The sequence below is a fragment of the Methylosinus sp. Sm6 genome, from assembly GCF_019802345.1.
In the GTDB taxonomy this organism is placed as follows: domain Bacteria; phylum Pseudomonadota; class Alphaproteobacteria; order Rhizobiales; family Beijerinckiaceae; genus Methylosinus.
Genome location: NZ_JAINDZ010000001.1, coordinates 68,952 through 90,413 on the forward strand (window position 1 = coordinate 68,952; position 21,462 = coordinate 90,413).

Here is a 21,462-nt window from a genome sequence, read left to right on the forward strand (position 1 = left end):
TGGCCGGGACGAGCCGGACGAGCCCGGCCATGACTGCCTCCTGGAAATGTGTGGTGACTCTCTTAGAGCCTGACTCAAAATTCGACGCTCAATGAGGTCAGATAGTTGGAACTCGCCGAGCCGCCTTGAAGGCCGCCGTCGCGGCAGCAAGAACCGCAGAGAAGCAGGAGATTTATCGTTCAGCTTGCCCTTCAGTCGCTACCTTCGCGCGGCAACGTAACTGTTTGATCCGACTCGACCACGAATTTCAGGTCAGGCTCTTAGCCCCTGAAGGCGAGGGTGATACGTCGCTTCTCGCATTCACCCGCTCTCCCCGGCCGTTGGCCAGCGAGACATGCGCTCGAGCGCATGCGAGCGCGTGCGAGCCTGAAGGCTCGCGGTCCGAGGGCGCGTGTCCGGACCGCGAGCCTTCAGGCTCGCATCTCATCGAAACCCGTCGCGGCGACTGCGGCGCGGGCGTTTCGATCAGCGATGATGATGATGATGGTGATGGTGATGGTGATGGTGATGATGGCCGTGATGATGCCGATAGGCCCGCGGATGGGCCGAGGCGGCGAGGGGGGCCATGGCCACGGCAAAGCCGAGGGCGAGAGCGGCAATCAATTTCTTCGTCATTGTCATCTCCTGGCGAGATTGGATCGACAAATGCGAGAATGCTCCGCCAGAGATGAACAAAAGCCGAATAATCTGCAGCCGACGCCCAAGATCGCGGCGCCGGAGCCCGAAAGCAGAGCTTGTCCGCCGCTTCGGGGCGGCCCAAAATATGCTGGCCTATGATTTCGGCCCGCGACCGCCCTTCGAGACGCCGCTCGGCGGCTCCTCGGAGCGAGGGTCAGGGATTTTCTCCTTCGCCCGATTGCCCGGCCCGGTCCCCCTATCGCGCGGATTTCGGAGCTTCTATGAGAGAACCCCCCACGCCGCGCCGGAAGGACAATTGAATGCCGATCTGGAAGCCCGATCTCGATCGCCGCAACAAGGCCACGCTCACGCGCTTCGCTCAGTCCATCGAGGCGACGCGCGCCTTCGCCGAGAGCTTCGACTATGACGGGCTCTATCGCTGGAGCCTCGACAATGCGCCGCGGTTCTGGTCGGCGCTGTGGGATTTTTGCGGCGTCGTCGGCCAAAAGGGCGAGCGCGTGCTGATCGACGCCGACAAGATGCCGGGCGCGCGCTGGTTCCCCGACGCGCGGCTCAATTTCGCCGAGAATCTGCTGCGCCCGCGCGCGGACGCCGAGGCGATCGTCTTCTGGGGCGAGGATAAGATCGAGCGGCGGCTCTCCTTCGGCGAGATCCTGCGCCAGGCGGGCGCGCTCGCGGCCTTCTTCCGTGCGCAGGGCGTCGAGCCCGGCGACCGCGTCGCCGCCTATATCCACAATGGGCCGGAGGCGATCATCGGCATGCTCGCCGCTTCTTCGCTCGGCGCTGTATGGTCCTCCTGCGCGCCGGAGTTCGGCGTGCAGAGCGTGCTCGACCGCTTCGGCCAGATCGCGCCGCGCATCCTCATCGCGGTCGACGGCTATTTCTACAAGGGCAAGACGCTCGATCGCGCCGACAATCTCCGCGAGATCGCCGGCCAGCTGCCGAGCGTGCAGAAGATCCTGCTCGTGCCGTATACGAGCGCCGCGCCTTCGCTCGACGGGCTAGCCCATGCGCAGCTCTGGCAGCAGGCTGTCGCCGCGCATGACGGCGCGCCGATGCGTTATGAGCGCCTGCCCTTCGATCATCCGCTCTACATCATGTTCTCATCCGGCACGACCGGCGCGCCGAAATGCATCGTGCATGGCGCCGGCGGCACGCTGCTGCAGCATTTGAAGGAGCATCGGCTGCAGAGCGACATCAAGCCCGGCGATCGCTTTTTCTATGCGACCTCGACCGGCTGGATGATGTGGAACTGGCTGGCGAGCGGCCTCGCCAGCGAGGCGACGCTGCTGCTCTATGACGGCTTCTTCAACGCCGGCAAGGATGGCGCGCTGCTGCTCGATTTCGTCGCCAAGGAGAAGGCGACCTTCTTCGGCACGTCGGCCGGCTATCTGAAGCAGATCGAGAAGAGCGGGCTGACGCCGCGCGAGAGCCACGACCTCTCCACTGTGCGAACGATCGCCTCGACGGGCTCGCCGCTGCTGCCGGACAGCTTCGATTATGTCTATCGCGACGTGAAGGCGGATGTGCAGCTCGCTTCGATCAGCGGCGGCACCGATATCGTCTCCTGCTTCGTCGGCGGCAATCCCTGGACGCCGGTCTATCGCGGCGAGATTCAATGCGCCGGCCTCGGCATGGCCGTGCAGGTCTGGGACGACGAGGGCAAGCGCGTCATCGGCCATGAGGGCGAGCTCGTCTGCACGCAGCCGTTTCCGTCGATGCCGATCTATTTCTGGAACGACGCCGACGGCGAGAAATATCGCAAGGCCTATTTCGCCGAGCATCCCGGCGTCTGGCGCCATGGCGATTTCGCCACCGAGACCGAGCACAAGGGCTTCCTCATCCACGGCCGCTCGGACGCCACGCTCAATCCGCAGGGCGTGCGCATCGGCACGGCGGACATCTACAACATCGTCGAGCGCCTGCCGGAGATTTTGGAATCTCTCGCCATCGATCAGGAATGGGACGGCACGACGCGCATCGTGCTGTTCGTGAAGACGCGCGAGGGCGCTTGTCTCGATGACGCGCTGACGGCGCGGATCAAGCGCGAATTGTTCGAGAAGGCGTCGCCGCGCCATGTGCCGTCGGTGATCATCGAGGCGCCGGACCTGCCGCATACGCGCTCGGGCAAGCTGGTCGAGCTCGCGGTGAAGGAGATCGTGCACGGGCGGCCGGTGAAGAATGTCGGCGCGCTGTCCAATGCGGAGTGCCTGGAGTTTTTCGCAAATCTTCCGCAGCTCTCGGCGAAGTGAGCGGCGTGCCCACCCTCCCCTCCAGGGGGAGGGTCGCGTCGTAGGCGCGGGGTGGGGTCCGCGTCGAATATTCGGGGGATCACCCCACCCCGCCCTGCTTCGCAGGCCGACCCTCCCCCGCGAGGGGAGGGTGGAGGCGGGCGGTTCCGTCGAAATTACGCTCTATCTCTTCGTTTCGCCTCTATTCGGAGCCGACGCTATGAAGATCGAAGCCGTGCGCAACACCGCCTTCGCCATGCCGCTCACCAATCCCGCCTATCCGCGCGGGCCCTATCGCTTCTACGATCGCGAGTTCATCGTCATCACCTATCGCACCGATCGCGCGGCGCTCGAGGCCGTGGTGCCGGAGCCGCTCGAGATCGACGAGCCGATCGTCAAATATGAGTTCATCCGCATGCCGGATTCGACCGGCTTCGGCGACTACACCGAGACCGGACAGGTGATCCCGGTGCGCTACAAGGGCGAGAAGGGCGCTTATGTCCACGCCATGTATCTCGACGACGACGCGCCCATCGCCGGCGGGCGCGAGCTGTGGGGCTTCCCGAAGAAGCTCGCCTCGCCCAAGATCCAGCATGACGGCGATGTGATCGTCTGCACTCTGCGCTATGGTCAGGCGCTCTGCGTCTCGGCCTCGATCGGCTACAAGCATCGCATCCTCGACGCGGCGCCGATCGCGCAATCGCTGGCGCAGCCGAATTTTCTCTTGAAGATCATTCCGCATGTCGACGGCTCGCCGCGCGTGCTGGAGCTCGTGCGCTATCACATGACCGACATTGTGATGAAAGGCGCCTGGGCCTCGCCCGCGGCGATCGACCTTTATTCGCATGTCGCCTGCGACGTGGCGCGGCTGCCGGTGCGCGAGGTGATCTCCGCCGTGCATTTTTCCGCCGATCTCACTCTGGCGCTCGGCGAGGTGGCGTTCGATTATCTCGCGCCGGACGGCGCATGAGGGAGACGATCGCCGATCGTCGCCGCCCGGCCGAATGGCTCGGCCATCCGAGCGGGCTGACGATTCTGTTCGCGGCCGAGATGTGGGAGCGCTTTTCCTATTACGGAATGCGCGCTCTCCTCGTCCTCTATATGGTCGATCATCTGTTCGATCCCGCGCGCGCCGGCGACGTGCTCGGCCTCGCCGCGCTGAAGCGCCTGCTCGAGGCTCTGTCCGGCCCGCTCGAGGCTCAGCCCTTCGCCTCGCAAATCTACGGGCTCTACACCGGCTTCGTCTATCTGACGCCGATCCTCGGCGGCATGCTCGCCGATCAGCGGCTCGGCCGCCGCCGCACCGTCGTGCTCGGCGGGGCGCTGATGGCCGCCGGCCATTTTCTGATGGCCTTCGACGCCTTCTTCCTGATCGCGCTGGCGCTGCTCGTTCTCGGCAATGGCGCGTTCAAGCCGAATATCGTCACGCAGGTCGGCGGCCTCTATGCGCCGGGCGACGCGCGGCGCGACCGCGCCTATTCGATTTTCTATGTGGGCGTCAATATCGGCGCCTTCTTCTCGCCGCTCGTCGCCGGGACGCTCGGCGAGCGCGTCGGCTGGCATTACGGCTTCGCCAGCGCCGGGGTCGGCATGTCGATCGGCCTCGCCATTTATGTCGCCGGCCTGTGGCGGCTGCCGCCCGATCCGCCGCGCGAGACGCGCCGCGATGTCGCGCCGACGCATGATCTCGCGCGCGAGATGACGGGCCTGCTGCTGCTGTTCCCGCCCTCCGCCCTGTTCTTCGCCGCCTATGAGCAGCAGGGCAATACGATCGCACTGTTCGTCGAGAGCTTCGCCGATCGCGGCGTCGATCTGCTGTTCTGGCGCGGCGACATCCCGGTCACCTGGTTCCAGGCGGTCAATCCGCTGATGATTTTCCTGTTCACGCCGCCGCTCGTCGCCTATTGGGGCCGGCTGGCGCCGGCGGGGAGGGAGCCGTCGACCCTTCGCAAAATGTCGCTCGGCTGCCTCTGCCTCGCGCTCTCTTACGTCACTCTGGCTTTCGCCGCCTGGAGCAACGCCGGCGGCAAGACGTCCGCGCTCTGGCTGTTCGCCTATTTCGCGCTGCTCACCATCGGCGAATTGCATTTCTGGCCGATCGCTCTGTCGCTGGTCTCGCGCCTCGCGCCGGAGCGCGCCTCTTTGATGGGCGTGTGGCTCACCAGCGTCTTTCTCGGCGGCCTCGCCGCGGGCTGGCTCGGCGGCTTCTGGTCGAACCTGTCTCCCGCGGCGTTCTTCGCGCTCGTCGCGGCGGTCGCGCTCGCGGCAGGCGCGGCGATCGAGCTGCTGCGGCCAAGCTTGCGTTTGCTTATCGCGGAGCGGGGCTCATGACATATCGGTCGTGGTGGTGTAGCAAGGAACCAAGGGAGAACGATCCATGCCCGACTACAGCCTGGGACGGCATTTCGAACAATTCGTGGAAGCGCAGGTGAGAAGCGGGCGCTTTCACGACGCAGACGAAGTCTTGCGCGCCGGGCTGCGTCTGCTGGAGGCTCGAGAGGCGGAGCGATCCGCCCGCGCAGCGCAACTCGCCCGAGCCATCAATGACGCCTTCGACGAGCGGGGCCCCGATATTCCGGCCGAGGATGTGTTCGACCGGCTCGAAGCGGAATTCGCGGCCGATATGAAGGCCGCGGCGCGTGGCGCGTAAGGTCGTTTTTCGCGCGGCGGCCGAGCGCGATTTGGCGAAGCTCTATCGCGATATCCGGGACCAGAGAGGCGCGCCCATCGTCGCGATCGACTACATTCGGCGCATCCGTGCCTATTGCGAAGGATTCGCAGAATTCCCAGAACGCCGAACGAAGCGCGACGATATTCGGCCCGGGCTGCGAGTCATCGGGTTCGAGCGTCGCGTCGTCATCGCTTTCACGTTCGACGATCACCACGTCCGCATCGCACGGATATTCTACGGCGGGCGGGACTATGAAGCTCTGGTCGGCCGGAGCGAGCCATAGCTTCACCTCGCCGCGGAGCGCATGCGCCGCGCGCTCGCCGCATCGAGATTGCGCTCGACGAGCGGCGCTATGCCGGCGACGATGCGCTGCACGCCGGCGGCGTTGGGGTGGACGCCATCCTCCTGCATCAGCGCCGGATTGCCGAACGCGCCTTGCAGGAAAAACGGATAGAGAGACGCGCCCCAGCGCGCCGCGAGCTTGGGGTAGAGCTTGTCGAAGGTGACGTTGTAGACGAAGCCGAGCTCGGGCTTGGACAGCATGCCGCCGATGACGACGCGCGTTCCTTCTCGCCGATAGCCGTCGATGATCCAGTTCAGATTGCGCTCGACCACGGAAGGGTCGGTCGCCGTCAGCATATCGTTGCCGCCGAGCTCGACGATGGCGACATCGGCGGAATAGCCGCGCGGATCGGCGGCGATGCGGGTGGCGGCGTCCGAGGTGGTGTCGCCGGGCATGGAGCCGTTGAAGACCTCTACATTGCGATAGCCGTCGGCGCGCAGGCGCCGGGCGAGAACGGGCGCGAAGCCATAGCCTTCGGGAACGCCGAGCCCCGAGCTCAGGCTGTCGCCGAGGATGACGAGGCGCAGTGGCGCGCTCTGGCCCGACGCGGCGGTGGAGAAGGGCAGGGCGGAGAGGAGAAGGAGAGCCGCCGAGAATCGGCGGCGTTGAAGCTTCGCGTCGCGCATCATGGCTCGCCTCGAATGAACCGATGAAAAATCTCGAGGGGCACGCTAGGCGCGAGGCGTCTATTCGACGTGAAAAAAGCCCGGCGCATTCGCCGGGCTTTCGGATTTTCGTGCGGGAGAGGCTCCGTCGAGACGCTCGCGAACGGCGGCCGCTTCCCTTTCCCGCGAAGCGGGGGAGGGTGAGGGAGGGGGCGCGCGCTACTCCGCGAATTCCATGATCACCGCATCGACGGCCAGGCTGTCGCCGGGCTTGGCGGCGATCTTCTTGATGGTGACGTCGCGCTCGGCGCGCAGCACATTCTCCATCTTCATCGCCTCCACCATGCACAAGGCCTCGCCCGCCTTCACCTCCTGGCCTTCGACCACATCGATGGTCTTGACGAGGCCGGGCATGGGGCAGAGCAGATGCTTGGAGGCGCCGACATTGGTCTTCTTCGGCATCAGCGCATGCAGCTCGGCCTCGCGCTTGGTGAAGACGCGCGCGTCGACCGCGACGCCCTGATGGGCGAGCTGAAAGCCGTTGAGGATCGGCCGCACCTGAACATAGACGCTGGCGCCGTCGATCGCGCCCTCGAGCACCGGCTCGCCCGGCCGCCAAGGCGAGGAGATGCGGCGGGTGCGAGCGTCCTCGCCGTCGAAGCGCACGATCAGCGCCTCGCCCTGCGTGTCGAGCGTCACCGGGACATGCCGGTCGCCGAGCACGCAGACGCGGCTGCTCTCGAATTCGAACGGCCGCCCATGGGCGAGCTGGCCGCTGATCTGCCGCTTGCGCTGATTGCCGATGTGATCGACCAGCGCCGCCACGGTGGCGAGCACATGGGCAAGCTCGCCGTCGGGCTCGGGCGCCGCGAAGCCGCCCGCATATTCCTCGGCGATGAAGCCGGTGGAGAGCCGTCCGTCGCGCCAGCGCTCATGCTGCATCAGCGAGGCGAGGAAGGGGATGTTGTGGCGAATGCCGTCGATGACGAAACGGTCGAGCGCGCTTCCCTGCGCATCGATCGCCGTGAGGCGGTCGGGGCCATGCGTAACCAGCTTGGCGATCATCGGATCGTAATGGATCGAGATCTCGCGGCCCTCGGCGACGCCCGTGTCGTTGCGCACGGTAATGGCGCCGTCGCGCTTCTCCTCGGGCGGACGATATTTCACCAGGCGGCCGATCGAGGGCAGGAAGTTGCGGGTCGGATCTTCCGCATAGATGCGGCTCTCGACCGCCCAGCCGTTGATCGTCACCTTCTCCTGCCGCAGCGACAAAGGCTCGCCGGCGGCGACGCGAATCATCTGCTCGACGAGATCGACGCCGGTGATGAGCTCGGTCACCGGATGCTCGACCTGCAGGCGCGTGTTCATCTCGAGGAAGTAGAAGCTCTTGTCCTGTCCCGCGACGAACTCGACCGTGCCGGCCGAATCATAGTCGACCGCCTTGGCGAGGGCGACGGCCTGCGCGCCCATGGCGGCGCGCGTCTCCTCGTCGAGCAGCGGGGAGGGGGCTTCCTCGATCACCTTCTGATTGCGGCGCTGGATCGAGCACTCGCGTTCATTGAGGTGAATGACATTGCCGTGCTTGTCGCCCAGCACCTGAATTTCGATGTGGCGCGGATTGACGATGAATTTTTCGATGAAGACGCGATCGTCGCCGAAGGAGGACGCCGCCTCCGAGCGCGCGCGTGTAAATCCCTCGATGACTTCGTCGGCCTTGTAGGCGACGCGCATGCCCTTGCCGCCGCCGCCGGCCGAGGCCTTCAGCATGACCGGATAGCCGATCTCATCGGCGATGCGCACGGCCTCCTCGCCGTTCTCGATGACGCCGAGATAGCCCGGAACCACATTGACCTTGGCGGCGGAGGCGAATTTCTTCGATTCGATCTTGTCGCCCATCGCCTCTATGGCGCGCGGATTGGGGCCGATGAAGACGATCCCCGCCTCTTTCAGCGCGGTGGCGAAGGCGGCGCGCTCGGAGAGGAAGCCATAGCCCGGATGAACGGCCTCGGCGCCGGTCTCCTTGCAGGCGGCGATGATCTTGTCGATGAGCAGATAGGATTGCGCGGCGGGCGGGGGCCCGAGATGAATGGCCTCGTCGGCCATCTCCACATGCAGCGCGTCCGCGTCCGCGTCCGAATAGACCGCGACGGTGGCGATGCCCATGCGCCGGGCCGTCTTGATGATGCGACAAGCGATTTCGCCGCGATTGGCGATGAGGATCTTACGAAACATGCGCGCCCCGATACGAACCGACGGCGCGCCGCCCCGTTCGCCGGGGGGCGCGCGCGGGTCTTTTCTTAGTTCTTGGTTTCCGACTGCTCTTCGGGACGGTTCAGCTGAACATGATCCACGATGCCGAAGGCCTGTGCTTCTTCCGCCGACATGAAGTGATCGCGATCGAGCGTCTTCTCGATCGTGTCGTAGTCATTGCCCGTATGATGGACATAGATGTCGTTCAAGCGCTTCTTGATCTTCATGATGTCCTCGGCGTGGCGCAGGATGTCGGACGCTTGGCCCTGGAAGCCGCCGGAGGGCTGATGCACCATGATGCGGGCGTTGGGCAGAGCGAAGCGCTGCCCGGCCTCGCCCGCCGCCAGCAGCAGCGAGCCCATGGACGCCGCCTGGCCGATGCAGAGCGTCGCGACCTTGGGACGGATGTACTGCATCGTGTCGTAAATGGCGAGGCCCGAGGTGACCACGCCGCCCGGCGAGTTGATGTAGAGGAAAATCTCGCGCTTGGGATTCTCGGCCTCGAGGAACAGCAGCTGGGCGATGATCACCGAGGCCATATGGTCCTCGACGGGACCGGTCAAAAAGATGATTCGCTCGCGCAGCAGGCGCGAATAGATGTCGAAGCCACGCTCGCCGCGGCTCGTGTTCTCGATCACCTGGGGGATCAGATATTGATTGTAGACCTCTATGGGATCACGCATCTGTCTCGTGCCTTCCTCGACTTGCCCGGCGGCGTCCGCCTTTGGGCTGTTGGTAGCACATTGCCGCAGCGCGTCCAGCGGCAAACCACGGAAGGAGGGGGAGGGAGGTCGAGCCCCGAAGACCTTTTTTGCCGACTCTCGACGCGCGTCCCTTCTCCCACTTGTGGGAGAAGGTGGCCCTCGCGTCAGCGAGGGGCGGATGAGGGCGCCTGCGGATTGCCCCGTGACGTGACGCTGAAGATTGAGTTTGAACGGATTTTCGGCGCGGACCCTTATCCGACCCCGCCATAGCCCGGCGCTCGCGACGGGCGTCCTTTCGGACGCCCTGTGGCGTGGCCACCTTCTCCCACGAGTGGGAGAAGGATTCGCACCCATCCGCTCGTCCGCGTCACACCGCCGGACGCGCCAGCTCGTCGTCCTCGTCCTCGGCCATCAGCTCCTCGCGGGTCACCGTCTTCTCGGTGACGCCGATCTTGGTCACCAGATGGTCGACCACGCGCTCCTCATAGAGAGGGGCGCGAATCTGGGCGAGGGCCTGCGGATTGTTGCGATAAAAATCCCAGACCTCCTTCTCGCGGCCCGGGAACATGCGCACGCGCTCGACCAGCGCGTCGGTCACGTCCTTGTCCTCGACCGTGACGCCGGCCTTCTGGCCGATTTCGGCGAGCACCAGGCCGAGCCGCACTCGGCGCTCGGCGATGCGGCGATACTCCCCGCGAGCCGATTCCTCGGTCGTGCCCTCGTCCTCGAAGCTCTTGCCGCTGCGCTGGCGCTCGGCGTCGAGCTGCCCCCAGATCGTCGTGAACTCCTGCTCGACGAGACCTTCCGGCAGATCGAAGGAGAAGCGCTTGTCGAGCGCGTCGAGCAGCGAGCGCTTCAGCTTGGCGCGCGAGGCCTTGTCGAAATCCGCCTCGATATTGGCGCGCACCGCCGTCTGCAGAGCGGCGAGATTCTCGAAGCCGTATTTGCCGGCGAAGGCGTCGTCGATCGGCAGCTCCTTCGGCGTCGCGATCGCCTTCACCGTCACGTCGAACTCGGCGTCCTTGCCGGCGAGATTGGAGGCCGAATAATCGTCCGGGAACTTGACCTTGACGACACGCTGATCGCCGGCGCCCGCGCCCTCGAGCTGCTCCTCGAAGCCAGGAATGAACGAGCCGGAGCCGAGCACCAGGTCGATGTCGCCGCCGGTCCCGCCCTCGAAGGGCTCGCCGTCGAGCTTGCCGGTGAAGTCGATGGTGACTCGGTCGCCCTTGGCGGCCTTCGCCTCGTCGCCGGTCTCGGCCTCGTCGCTGGTCTTTGCCTCATATTCGCGGATGCGCTCGGCGAGCTGCTCGATCGATTTGGCGACGTCCTCGTCGCTCACTGCGACGACGGGGCGCTCGACCGAAATATCGTCGAATGTGCCGATCTCGAAGCTCGGCAGCACCTCGAAGGCGACGGAATAGGCGAAGTCGCCCTCGGCCTCGAGCACCTTCTCGATCAGCGTCTGGTCGACGGGCAGGTCGAGCTTGGGCTCCAGCGCGACGCGCAGGTTGTGGTCCTCGACGATCCGGCGATTGGCCTCGTTGACGGCCTCCTGCAGGACCTCGCTCATGATGCCCTTGCCGTAGAGCTTCTTGAGATAGGAGGTCGGCGCCTTGCCGGGACGAAAGCCCTTGATCTGCGCCTTGTTGCGCAGCTCCGAGAGCTGGGCGTCGAGCTTGGCGGCGAGCTCGCCGACCGGCAGCACCACCCGAAATTCATGTTTCAAGCCCTGCGACAGGGTCTGCGTCACTTCCATCTTGCTTCGCCTTCTCGAACCTCGACCAGCCGGCCTCGCCGGGAAATCCAATAAGATGGGCGCTGGTGCGGGCGGAGGGAGTCGAACCCCCACGACTTGCGTCACCGGAACCTAAATCCGGCGCGTCTACCAGTTCCGCCACGCCCGCGGCCCCAATGCGCCCGCGCCCCTCGCACGCGCCGCGCGAAGGGCCGAATCGCTTCAGAGATCCACGCCTCGCGCCCGCATCGGGCGATCTTCGAGACAGCCGCCGGCGGCGGGAGCGTCGCGCGCTCCCGTCCGCGGCTCGCGGCGGGCGCTCTATAGCACGGCGCGTCGCCGCCGCTAAAGAAAATGTCGCGAGCGCGAGGACCCCGCTGTTGATGGAACCCGGCGCGTCGGCAATAGTCGCGCATCGAACCTTTAAAGTAAGGACGCTCCATGCCGCCCGTCTGCTCGCGCCGATCCTTCATCGGCGGGGTCGCCGCGACTCTCGTCTCGCTCGACGCGCGCGCCGAGGCGCCGGGGCAGCGGGTCCTCGAAGCGCGGACCGGCCTGTTGCGGCTGCTGCCGGAGCCGGCCGCGCCGACGGAAATCTGGGGCTTCGGCGGCTGGTCGCCCGGGCCGCTGCTGCGCCTGCGCCAGGGCCAGGAGCTGGCGGTCGAGCTGGTCAACAAGGTAGAGAAGCCGCTGAGCCTGCACTGGCACGGCATGCGCGGCGACAACGCCATGGACGGCGTCGCGCCGCTCGTGCAGGCCGCGGTCGCGACCGGGGGCGCGCTCGAATATCGCCGCAAGGCGACGGATGCGGGCCTCTTCTGCTACCGGCCGTCCGTGTTCGGCGCGACGCCCGAGCTGATGGCGCGGGGCCTCAAGGGGCTGCTCGTCGTCGACGAGCCAGAGCCGCTCGCGGCGGATGTCGATCTCGTGATGGCGCTCGACGACTGGCGCCTCGACAAGGACGGGCGCATCGAGGGCGATTTCGACGCCCATGCGGCGGCGGCGGGGGCAGGGCGGATCGGCCCGATCGTCGCCGTCGACGGCAAGCCCGCGCCATCGGTGCGGGAGTTCGCGCCCGGCGCGCGCGTGCGGCTGCGTCTCGCCAATCTCGCCAACGCCCGCATCATGTTCATCGCTTTCGACACTGCGCAGCCCTTCGTGGTCGCGGTCGACAGCCAGCCCTGCGACGCTTTCGAGCCGGTGCGGCGCACGATTCCGGTCGCGCCCGGCGCGCGCTTCGAGGTGATGTTCGACCTTCCCCGCACGGAAGGCGCCCGCGCCGCGCTGATTCTGCGCAGCCTCGCCGAGCCGGACCGCGAGCTCGTCACATTCGTCGCCAAGGGTCCCGCGGCGCCCGCGCGCCCGCCGATCGTCGCGGCGCCGCTCAACCCGCTGCTGCCGGCCGAGATCCGGCTCGAGGCGTCCAAGAAGCTCGACCTCGTGCTGGAGCCGCCGAAGGCGCCGGGGGCGCGCTGGTCGATCAATGGCGCGCCGAGCAAGGCCTATGAGGGGGCGGCGCTGCTGAAGGTGAAGCGGGGGACGCCGATCACCTTCGGCTTCGTCAACCGCGCCGAGTCGGCCGTGGTCATGCATGTGCACGGCCATGCCGTGCGGCTCCTGCACGATCTCGACGACGGATGGGAGCCTTATTGGCGCAATGGCGTGGTCGTGCCGCCCGGCAAGACCAAGCGCATCGCCTTCGTCGCCGACAGTCCGGGCAAATGGGCGGTTCACGACGACATATTGGAGCACGAAGCCGCGGGCCTCGCCGCTTGGTTCGAGGTCGAGTGAGGGGGATGCGGCACGGAAACGTGTAAAAATTGAGTTGTGTTGCAAAAATAGACTGCGGGTTGCATCATGTCGTACGATCCTCGACGCCAGGGTCTCGCCCTGTTCGACGAAGGCGAGGATCGAAGGAATTGCGTAACAATATAATAACCCTCGGTCTGTAATTCATCGGAGCGCCAACTCGTGTCGACGAAGAGTCCTGCGGTCGCGCCGATTGCGACAGCCACCTCAGCAACTCGTGAGCGGTCATGCCGATAAGCGTGTTGACGTATAGCCCGAGAAAACCGTCGCAGTTTCCGAACTGGACGTTCGAGCATCTCGACCTCGATTATGACTCGGCGTCTCAATCCGTCTGGATGAGCTATAAGGCGTCCTCGCCGCCATATTACAATCTGCAGACGCTGACCGACATGGCGGACGTGCGCGAATCCCTGCGCCTGCTATTCGCGTCCGAGGCGGCGCGATCCCGCTGGCCGATCCGCTATTTCGTCCATGCCTCCAACAAGCCCGGCGTGTTCAGCCTCGGCGGCGATCTCGCGACCTTCTCGGCTTCGATCCGCAGGCGCGACCGCGAGACTCTGCTCCATTACGCCTATGCCTGCATCGATGTGATCTATGGCCTCGCCACGAGCTTCGGGCTTCCGATCGTCACGGTCTCGGCCATTCACGGCCAGTGCCTCGCAGGCGGCTTCGAGGCGGCGCTGACGGCCGACTTCCTCATCGCCGAGACTCATTCGAAGCTGGGCGTCCCGGAGGTCGCGTTCAACACTTTTCCGGGAATGGGGGCGGTGACGCTGCTGACGCGGCGGCTCGGATCCGCGCGCGCCCACGAGATCATTTCCGAGGGGAAGGTCTATAGCGGGGACGAAATGCATGCGTTCGGCGCCATCGATCTTCTCGTGCCGGACTCGACCTTGCGCGAGCAGGCCTTGTGTTGGATCATGGACGGCGGCGAAGAGCGTTGGCGCCGCCGCCTCGCCCTCGCCGAAACGAGGCGGATCTGCTTTCCGGTTTCCAACGAGGAGCTCATTCGCATCACCGAGCTCTGGACCGATTGCTCCTGCTCGATCACGGAGCCCGACCTGCGGCATATGGAACGCCTCGTCGCCGCGCAGAAGCGGATGTCGGACCGCGGCGGGACGCAGGAGCCGGACAAGTCGCCGGCAGGGGAACGCGGAGCGCTCACGAACGGGTGATCTATGTCGGACGCCAAGCCCGAAGCACGCGACGAGATCGAATCGGAGATCTACGCCGATCTCGTCGAGACGTTGCTCGGGACGCCGGGATCGTTCCTGGCCGGCGTGTTCGGCGGCCTGCTCGTTCCGACCATCGCGCTCTTTGCGACATGGGACGACGTCTACGCCTATCTCTTGGCGTTGATGCTCGCGGCGGCGGTCTGCCGGCTCCACGTCCTGATCACCCATGAGCGGACCCCGGTCGAGGAGCGACGTCGCGACGCGGCCAAATGGGAATTTCGCTACGCGATCGGCGGCATCGGCTTCATGACCGCGGTCGGCGTCACCGCCGCCGTGCTCTTTCATCAGCACCACGACGATATGACGGTCTATTACGGGATCGTCATCATGACGGCTTGCGCCGGCGCATTGGCCGCGCGCAATTCGGGAAGTCCGCGGATCGTGTTCGGCCAGGCCATCGGCACGCTGATGCCGCTCGCCATCACCTGCCTGTTCTATTACAACAAGTGGTATTGGGGCCTCACCGCGATTTTGCTTCTGTTCTTCGTCTCCGTCAAATCGACGACCAAGTTCCTGCACGCCAATCTCGAGGCTGCGCTGCGCAATGGCCGTGACGCGAACATGCAGCGCAGGCGCTTCAAATCGGCGTTGAACAGCATGAGCCACGGCCTGTGCATGGGCAACGCCGACGGCTCGCTGACCGTCGTCAATCATCGCCTCGGAGAATTTTTCAGCCTCGGCGAGGACGAGCCGCCGCAGCAGCTGCGCGTGCTCGCGGCGCGGATCGCGCAAGCGACGGACTTGCCGCAGGAGGACCGCCGCGCCTTCGTCGAGCAGTGGGAATCCCATGCGGCGCTGCCCAAGACCAGCCTGTTCTCGCGCGAGCTCGGCGACCGCATCTACGACTTCCGCTGCGAGCCGGCCGACAATGGCGCCTTCGTCACCGTGATCGAGGACGTGACCGAGCGGCGCCGCGCGGCGCGCGAGATCGAGCGGATCGCCCATTTCGACACGCTGACGAACCTCGCCAACCGGTTCCAGTTCCAGCAGCGGCTGGAGCGCGATCTGCGCCACATCCAGAAGCGCGGCCTCCGCCTCGCTCTGCTGAGCATCGATCTCGACCAGTTCAAGGAGGTCAACGACACGCTCGGCCATTCGATCGGCGACCTGCTGCTGCGCGCCGTCGCCGACCGGCTGCGCGAGTGCGTGCGCACGGTCGACATGGTCGCCCGCTTCGGCGGCGACGAGTTTTGCGTGCTGATGCATGCGACCGCGGACATGCCGCCGGCGGACGCGCTCGCGCAGCGCGTCATCGAGACGATCGGCCGTCCCTACACGATCGAGGGCCACACGATCGTCATCGGCGCCAGCGTCGGCCTCTGCGTGGCGCCGCGCGACGCGACGACGGTCGAGGGGCTGCTGAAATGCGGCGACCTCGCCATGTATCATTCGAAAGCCGCCGGCCGGCGGCGGGCGCAATGGTTCGACACCGCGATGGAGGATGCGCTGCTGCGCAAGCGGCGCATCGAGCGCGATCTGCGCGAGGCGCTCCGAACCGACGCGCTCGACATTCACTACCAGCCGATCTTCGACGCCCGCGACCAGTCGGTCGCCTCCTGCGAGGCGCTGGCGCGCTGGCGCCATCCGCAGCTCGGCGCCGTCTCGCCGGGGACCTTCATCCCGATCGCGGAAGAGACGGGCATCATCGTCGAGCTCGGCGAATGGGTGCTGCGCAACGCCTGCCGCGACGCGCGCCGCTGGCCCGCCCTGTCGCGGATCGCCGTCAATTTCTCCTGCAAGCAGTTCCAGCAGCCCGATCTCGTCGCGCGCGTGGAGGCGGCGCTTTCGGCCGCATCGCTCGATCCGAGCCGGCTCGAGGTGGAGATCACCGAGTCGACGCTAATGCAGGACACGGAGGACGCCGCCGCCAAGATCGCGGGCCTGCGCGCGCTCGGCGTCCGCCTCTCGCTCGACGATTTCGGAACGGGCTTCAGCAGCCTCGCCTATCTCAACAGCTTTCCGGTCGACAAGATCAAGCTCGACCGCTCCTTCGTGCTGCAATTGTCGCATTCGACGAAGGCGCAGGCGATCGTCGGCGCGGTCGCGCAGCTGACCGAGGAGCTCGGCGTCGAACTGGTCGCCGAAGGCGTGGAGACGCGCGAGCAGCTCGCGCTGCTGCGCGCCAAGAACGTCCACCTCATTCAAGGCTTCTTGTTCAGCACGCCGAAGCCCCGGGAGGAGCTCGACGTGCTGCTGGCCGGCAAACGCGCGGACAGTCTCCTCAAGGTCGTCGCCTGAGGCGCCCGCGCGCGCTCGTCAGACGCGCCGGCTCGCGCTGGCGGCGGCGCTCTGCCGGCGGACCGGCGGCGCCGTGATGCGCTGCGCCCGGAACATGCTGTAGGACGCATTATGGCGCCGGCCGCACTGGCGCACATAGCTCGCGGCTCCGCCGACGCCCTGGTCGCTCTCGACGATATGCTTGACGAGACCGAGCTCCTGCATCTGCACAGCGGTCAGCACCTCGCCATTTTCCATCAGCCGCTCGGCTTTCATGAAGCCGAGCTTTTGCGCGAGCGCGCCATAGACTCCTACGGCCGAGGTCAAATCCGCCTCGAAGCAGAAGCGGGCGTCCCGATCGGCGACGATCATGGAGCAGGAGAGGGCGAAGTCGAGATCCACTCCTTTCAGATAGGATCTGGCCCATGCGATCGATATGACCGGCGCGTCCAGAATGAGGCGCGCATTGGCCGACGCCAGATCGTCGAATCCGTCCGCCGCCGCCGGCTCGCAATCGCTGCGATGAGCAAAGTCGTACACGAGGTATTTGAGCCCGCGCAGTCGATCTGTCGAAATGTGCTCGAGCAATAGGCTCAGCCCTTCGATGCTGTCTCCGTCGAAGCCCGGCTCGAGCTTGCTCAGGAGCAGCGTATCCAAATCGTCGAAACGGTGAAGCGTCAGCGCGCGCCGCTGCGATACGAATCCCAGTTCGTCCGGCAAGACAGCAGGGGAAACATAAGTTTCGTCAGCGACAACGGTGGACATGTCGATCTTCGAAACTACCGCATTCATGCTTCGTCTCCTCGAAGGGAAGGTGCAATAATCGTTAACAGAATACTTAAAATTTTAAAGACTTTTCGCAACAAAGTTTCGTTAAGGTTAATATCAAGAGGGAAAAAATACGTACGTACTCCAGCCAGATCGAGACGCTAGCAGGGCTGCGGCATTTAGCCGCATATCGGCACTCCAGCCGCTTCTCGACCCACCCGAGCGAGTTGGAGCCGTACAGGCGGGCGCGGCCGCGCCCGCGCACTCTTCCCCCGCGCGGAAAGAACTGTCCCTATGTCGATGAGATCATGTGCTAATAGCAGATGCGGCGGCGCTTGCCGCCGGTCTCCCGGCGGCGACGCTCGCCGCCGATGCGGGATTTTGATTGGAGCGCTTTCCGATCCAACGGCATCGTTCGATCGATCAGAATTCGCTCAAACGAAAGAATGCTAGAGCGTGATCCGATCCATTCGGACCGGATGACGCTGCTAGACGACCGACCGACGCTCGCCAATGAAGCGGCGGGAAACGAAGATGGGGAGAGAAGCGATGATTTCGAGATTTCTCGTCGCGGCCGCGCTGGCGACGACCGGCCTCGTCTCACAGGCGCAGGCCCATGGCGGCGTCAGCATCGACGGCGGCCAATGCATCATGAAGATCGGGCCGGACACGATGAACTTCACCGGCTATCAGCCGCTGAAGTCGCGCGAGCAGTTCTGCGACGACATTCCGGACGTCGGGCCGACCATCATCGTGCTCGATGCGGTGCAGGACGAGCTGCGCGACATGACGCTGGAGATCCGCATCCTGCGCGACGTGGGTCAGAAGGACGACGCCGAGAATCTCGAACAGAACACGGAGGTCCATGTCCCGCCGAAGAAATATCGGACCGGCACGCTGAACTTCGAATATGACTTCGCCAAGAAGGGCAAGTTCATCGGCCTCGTGACCGCCAAGGCGGACGACGGCCGCGAATATGTGTCGCGCTTCCCCTTCTCGGTCGGCACCACCGCCGACAGGGACATCTTCATCGCGGCCTTCTTCGCCTTGTTCGGTCTCGCCGGCTTCGGCCTCTGGTATAAGAACGCCTTCATCGACAAGAACAAGAAAAAGAAGGCGGCGTGAGGCCGATCCGAGAGGGGCGGCCGCAATTGCGCGGCCGCCGCCATCGCCGACCCGGACCGCGAGCCTGCGGGCTCGCCTCGGCTCAGTCGAGCTCGACGATGCGCCCGTCGACCAGCGTGACGCGCCGGTCCATCTGATCGGCGAGGTCGAGATTATGGGTCGCGATCAGCGCCGCGAGGCCGGTGTTGCGCGCGAGCGACATCAGCGTCGCGAACACATGCTCCGCCGTGCGTGGATCGAGATTGCCGGTCGGCTCGTCGGCGAGCAGCACATGCGGGGCGTTGGCGACGGCGCGGGCGATGGCGACGCGCTGCTGCTCGCCGCCCGAGAGCTCCGAGGGCAGATGGCGCGCGCGCTGGCCGAGACGCAGATAGTCGAGCAGCTCCAACGCGCGGCGCTCCGCCTCGCGCCGGTCGAGCCCGCCGATCGTCTGCGGCAGCGCGACATTCTCGAGCGCCGTGAACTCCGGCAGCAGACGATGGAACTGGTAGACGAAGCCGATCGCCATGCGGCGCAGGGCCGTGCGATCATTGTCGGACATTTGCGAGGTCGCGCCGCCCGCCACATAGATTTCGCCGGCGTCGGGCCGCTCGAGCAAGCCGGCGATATGCAGCAGCGTGGATTTGCCGGCGCCGGAGGGCGCGACCAGCGCCACTGTCTCGCCGGGCGCGAGCGCGAGATCGACGCCGGTCAGAATGTCGAGGCGCGTCGCGCCTTCGCGATAATGGCGGGCGACGCCCGCGAGCACGAGAACGGGAGCGGTCATGTCCCTCACTCGTGCCGCAGCGCGTCGATCGGATCGAGGCTCGCCGCCTTCCACGCGGGATAGACGGAGGCGAGAATGGCGAGGACCAGAGTCATCGTCACCACCAAAGTCACTTCGCGCGGATCGACGATCGACGGCAGACGCGACAGGAAATAGAGCTCGGCCGGAAACAGATTGGCGTGCATCAATTTGTTGAGCGCGAGGCGGATCGCGTCGAGATTGGTGGCGAGCCCGAGGCCGAGCAGAAAGCCGGCGATGTCGCCGGCGATCCCGATCGAGGCGCCGATGATGAGGAAGATGCGCAGCACCGAGCCGCGCGTCGCGCCCATGGTGCGCAGGATCGCAATATCCGAGATCTTGTCCTTCGTCAGCATAGTGAGCCCAGAGATGATGTTGAAGGCGGCGACCAGGACGATGAGCGTCAGTATGATGAACAGGACATTTTTCTCGACCTGCAGCGCCTCGAAAAACGTCTTGTTGCGCTGGCGCCAGTCGGTGAGGATCAGCGGTCTCTCGATCGTCGCTTCGACATCGGAGCGCAGCTTGTCGACGGCCTCGGGATCGTCCAGAAACGCCTCGATCACCGTCACCTCGTTCTCGCGATTGAAGAACAATTGCGATTCGGCGAGCGGCATATAGACGAACACGCGATCATATTCCGACATGCCGATCTGGAAGACCGCCACCACCGGATAGGCCTTTATGCGCGGCGCCACGCCGAAGGGAGTCGAGGCGCCCTTGGCGATCAGCAGGCTGATCGAATCGCCGACGCGAATGCCGAGCGTCTCGGCGAGGCGCTGGCCGATGGCGACGCCGCCGGCCGCGTCGAAGCCGTCGAGCGTTCCGTCCTTCACATTGCCGGCCATGCCCGGCAGGCGCAGAATGTCCTGCTCGCGCATGCCGCGCACCAGCGCGCCGGATTGGCCATAGGGCGAGGAGATTCCGGCCGCGCCCTCGACCATCGGAATGACCAGCTTGGCGCCCGGCAGGCGCTGCATCTGAGCGGTCACCTGCGCCCAATCGGTCAGCGGCCGCTCGGCCGCCTGCACGAAGGCGTGGCCGTCGATGCCGACGATCTTGTCCATCAGCTCCTTGTGGAAGCCGTTCATCACCGACATCACGACGATCAGCGTCGCGACCCCGAGCGTGATGCCGAGGAAGGAGAAGCCGGCGATGACCGAGACGACGCCATTGGCGCGGCGCGCGCGCACATAGCGCAGGGCGACGACCCATTCGAAGGGCGCGAAGATTCGCGCGCGAGACGGCGGCGGCGCGGCCTCGGCCGCCGTGGACAGGGAAGATTCGCTCATTGCTTCCATTGTGCCGTCCAGTCCGAAGCGGTTCAAGCGCGCGCTCGAGGCGGAGCGGCGCGCCTCCACTGGATTTTTGCCGCCGAATCGGGCGCGGTTCAGCGTCCTCATCGAGGACAGCGGCGCAATCATGGCGACAGGACGGCGGGGTGGGGGCGACGCACGCGCTTTTCCGCCGGCGCCGCGCGATTGACCTCGCCGGCGGGCTGTGACACGTCCCGCTCGTGAGCACGAAACGCGAAGAGACTTCGAGCGCGGGCGGCGCCGGCCTCGGGCCCGCTCTGGTGACCGGCGCGGCGCGGCGCATCGGGCTCGCCATCGCAGCGCGGCTCGCGCAGCAGGGCCGGCCCGTCGTGCTGCACGCCTCGCATCGCTCGGCCGAGGAGGCGGAGCTGGCGGCGCAGGCGATCCGCGCCCGGGGCGGGCGCGCCGCCGTCGCCGCCGCCGATCTCTCCGTCGCGCGCGAGACCGAGGCGCTGGTCGAATTCGCGGCGCGGCAGTTCGGGCCGATCACTCTGCTCGTCAACAACGCCTCGCTGTTCGAGCTCGATTCGGCCGAGGATTTTTCGGTCGAGACCTTCGACCGTCAGCTCGCGGTCGATCTGCGCGCGCCGCTCCTGCTCGCGCGCGACATGGCGGCGCGCCTGCCCGAAGGCGTCGACGGCGCGATCGTCAATCTTCTCGATCAGCGCGTGTTCCGTCCGACCCCGCGCTATTTCACCTACACGCTGGCCAAATCCGCTCTGTGGACGGCGACGCGCACCATGGCGCAGAGCTTCGCGCCGCGCATTCGCGTCAACGCCGTGGGGCCGGGGCCTGTGTTCCCCAACGCCGTGCATGGCCAGAAGGGTTTTGAAGCCGAAGCGCGCGGCGTGCCGCTGAAGCATGCGGCCGATGTCGCGGGCGTGGTGGACGCTGTTGTGTTTCTCGCCGAGGCGAAGAGCGTGACCGGGCAGATGATCGCGGTGGACGCCGGGCAGCATCTCGCCTGGGAAACGCCGGACGTGCTGCCGGATTGACGGACGGATTCATCGCGGGCTGAAGAAGCAGT

At 65.9% G+C, this 21,462-nt stretch carries 18 protein-coding genes and 1 tRNA gene; 10 read left to right on the forward strand and 9 right to left on the reverse strand.

Annotation, left to right across the window (positions count from 1 at the left end; all coding sequences use genetic code 11):
* Positions 1 to 465: 465 nt before the first annotated feature.
* Positions 466 to 615, reverse strand: a complete 150-nt coding sequence (locus K3F48_RS00330; RefSeq protein ID WP_222573409.1) for a hypothetical protein — start codon at positions 613 to 615, stop codon at positions 466 to 468.
* 323 nt (positions 616 to 938) lie between these two features.
* On the opposite strand from K3F48_RS00330, the gene K3F48_RS00335 reads away from it, so the two are divergent.
* The 5 genes from K3F48_RS00335 (at position 939) to K3F48_RS00355 (ending at position 5,824) form a co-directional block, all read left to right on the forward strand.
* A complete protein-coding gene (locus K3F48_RS00335) occupies positions 939 to 2,891 on the forward strand; it encodes an acetoacetate--CoA ligase (protein WP_222573410.1) in 1,953 nt (650 codons plus the stop codon).
* A gap of 199 nt (positions 2,892 to 3,090) precedes the next feature.
* Positions 3,091 to 3,840: an acetoacetate decarboxylase gene (locus tag K3F48_RS00340; protein ID WP_222573411.1), complete on the forward strand. Its 750-nt coding sequence runs from the start codon at positions 3,091 to 3,093 to the stop codon at positions 3,838 to 3,840.
* A complete protein-coding gene (locus K3F48_RS00345; RefSeq protein ID WP_222573412.1) occupies positions 3,837 to 5,201 on the forward strand; it encodes a peptide MFS transporter in 1,365 nt (454 codons plus the stop codon). Before K3F48_RS00340 ends, K3F48_RS00345 begins: the two co-directional genes overlap by 4 nt.
* 46 nt (positions 5,202 to 5,247) lie before the next feature.
* Entirely contained in the window at positions 5,248 to 5,520 is a 273-nt protein-coding gene (locus tag K3F48_RS00350) for a type II toxin-antitoxin system ParD family antitoxin (protein WP_222573413.1), read from the forward strand.
* Positions 5,510 to 5,824, forward strand: coding sequence for a type II toxin-antitoxin system RelE/ParE family toxin (locus tag K3F48_RS00355; RefSeq protein WP_222573414.1), 315 nt, complete (start codon positions 5,510 to 5,512; stop codon positions 5,822 to 5,824). The genes K3F48_RS00350 and K3F48_RS00355 overlap by 11 nt, the downstream gene beginning before the upstream one ends.
* 2 nt (positions 5,825 to 5,826) lie before the next feature.
* On the opposite strand, the gene K3F48_RS00360 is transcribed toward K3F48_RS00355, so the two are convergent.
* The 5 genes from K3F48_RS00360 to K3F48_RS00380 form a co-directional block, all read right to left on the reverse strand.
* On the reverse strand, positions 5,827 to 6,513 hold the full coding sequence (locus K3F48_RS00360) for an arylesterase (protein ID WP_255607817.1): 687 nt from the start codon (positions 6,511 to 6,513) through the stop codon (positions 5,827 to 5,829).
* Between the two features lie 195 nt (positions 6,514 to 6,708).
* Complete coding sequence (locus tag K3F48_RS00365) at positions 6,709 to 8,721, reverse strand: acetyl/propionyl/methylcrotonyl-CoA carboxylase subunit alpha (protein ID WP_222573415.1); 2,013 nt, start codon at positions 8,719 to 8,721, stop codon at positions 6,709 to 6,711.
* A gap of 65 nt (positions 8,722 to 8,786) precedes the next feature.
* Positions 8,787 to 9,422: an ATP-dependent Clp protease proteolytic subunit gene (locus tag K3F48_RS00370; protein ID WP_222573416.1), complete on the reverse strand. Its 636-nt coding sequence runs from the start codon at positions 9,420 to 9,422 to the stop codon at positions 8,787 to 8,789.
* 388 nt (positions 9,423 to 9,810) lie between these two features.
* Positions 9,811 to 11,202: a trigger factor gene (gene tig, locus K3F48_RS00375; protein ID WP_222573417.1), complete on the reverse strand. Its 1,392-nt coding sequence runs from the start codon at positions 11,200 to 11,202 to the stop codon at positions 9,811 to 9,813.
* Positions 11,203 to 11,265: 63 nt separating this feature from the next.
* Positions 11,266 to 11,350, reverse strand: a tRNA-Leu gene (locus tag K3F48_RS00380).
* Between the two features lie 272 nt (positions 11,351 to 11,622).
* On the opposite strand from K3F48_RS00380, the gene K3F48_RS00385 reads away from it, so the two are divergent.
* From K3F48_RS00385 to K3F48_RS00395, 3 genes are all read left to right on the forward strand, one after another.
* Positions 11,623 to 12,972: a multicopper oxidase family protein gene (locus K3F48_RS00385; protein ID WP_222573418.1), complete on the forward strand. Its 1,350-nt coding sequence runs from the start codon at positions 11,623 to 11,625 to the stop codon at positions 12,970 to 12,972.
* Positions 12,973 to 13,229: 257 nt separating this feature from the next.
* Positions 13,230 to 14,165 (forward strand): crotonase/enoyl-CoA hydratase family protein, encoded by a 936-nt coding sequence (locus K3F48_RS00390; protein WP_370631326.1) that lies wholly within the window; start codon positions 13,230 to 13,232, stop codon positions 14,163 to 14,165.
* Positions 14,166 to 14,168: 3 nt separating this feature from the next.
* Entirely contained in the window at positions 14,169 to 16,463 is a 2,295-nt protein-coding gene (locus K3F48_RS00395) for a bifunctional diguanylate cyclase/phosphodiesterase (RefSeq protein ID WP_255607823.1), read from the forward strand.
* An 18-nt stretch (positions 16,464 to 16,481) separates the two neighbouring features.
* Here K3F48_RS00395 and K3F48_RS00400 read toward each other — a convergent pair whose 3' ends face one another.
* Positions 16,482 to 17,234, reverse strand: coding sequence for an enoyl-CoA hydratase-related protein (locus K3F48_RS00400; protein WP_222573420.1), 753 nt, complete (start codon positions 17,232 to 17,234; stop codon positions 16,482 to 16,484).
* A gap of 525 nt (positions 17,235 to 17,759) precedes the next feature.
* On the opposite strand from K3F48_RS00400, the gene K3F48_RS00405 reads away from it, so the two are divergent.
* On the forward strand, positions 17,760 to 18,335 hold the full coding sequence (locus K3F48_RS00405; protein ID WP_222573421.1) for a hypothetical protein: 576 nt from the start codon (positions 17,760 to 17,762) through the stop codon (positions 18,333 to 18,335).
* A gap of 82 nt (positions 18,336 to 18,417) precedes the next feature.
* Here the strand turns inward: K3F48_RS00405 and K3F48_RS00410 are convergent, their stop codons facing one another.
* Both K3F48_RS00410 and K3F48_RS00415 read right to left on the reverse strand, forming a co-directional pair.
* Positions 18,418 to 19,101: an ABC transporter ATP-binding protein gene (locus tag K3F48_RS00410; RefSeq protein WP_222573422.1), complete on the reverse strand. Its 684-nt coding sequence runs from the start codon at positions 19,099 to 19,101 to the stop codon at positions 18,418 to 18,420.
* Positions 19,102 to 19,106: 5 nt separating this feature from the next.
* Positions 19,107 to 20,411: a lipoprotein-releasing ABC transporter permease subunit gene (locus K3F48_RS00415; protein WP_255607826.1), complete on the reverse strand. Its 1,305-nt coding sequence runs from the start codon at positions 20,409 to 20,411 to the stop codon at positions 19,107 to 19,109.
* A gap of 224 nt (positions 20,412 to 20,635) precedes the next feature.
* Between K3F48_RS00415 and K3F48_RS00420 the strand changes: the two genes are divergently transcribed.
* Positions 20,636 to 21,430 (forward strand): SDR family oxidoreductase, encoded by a 795-nt coding sequence (locus K3F48_RS00420; protein WP_222573424.1) that lies wholly within the window; start codon positions 20,636 to 20,638, stop codon positions 21,428 to 21,430.
* Positions 21,431 to 21,462: the final 32 nt, after the last annotated feature.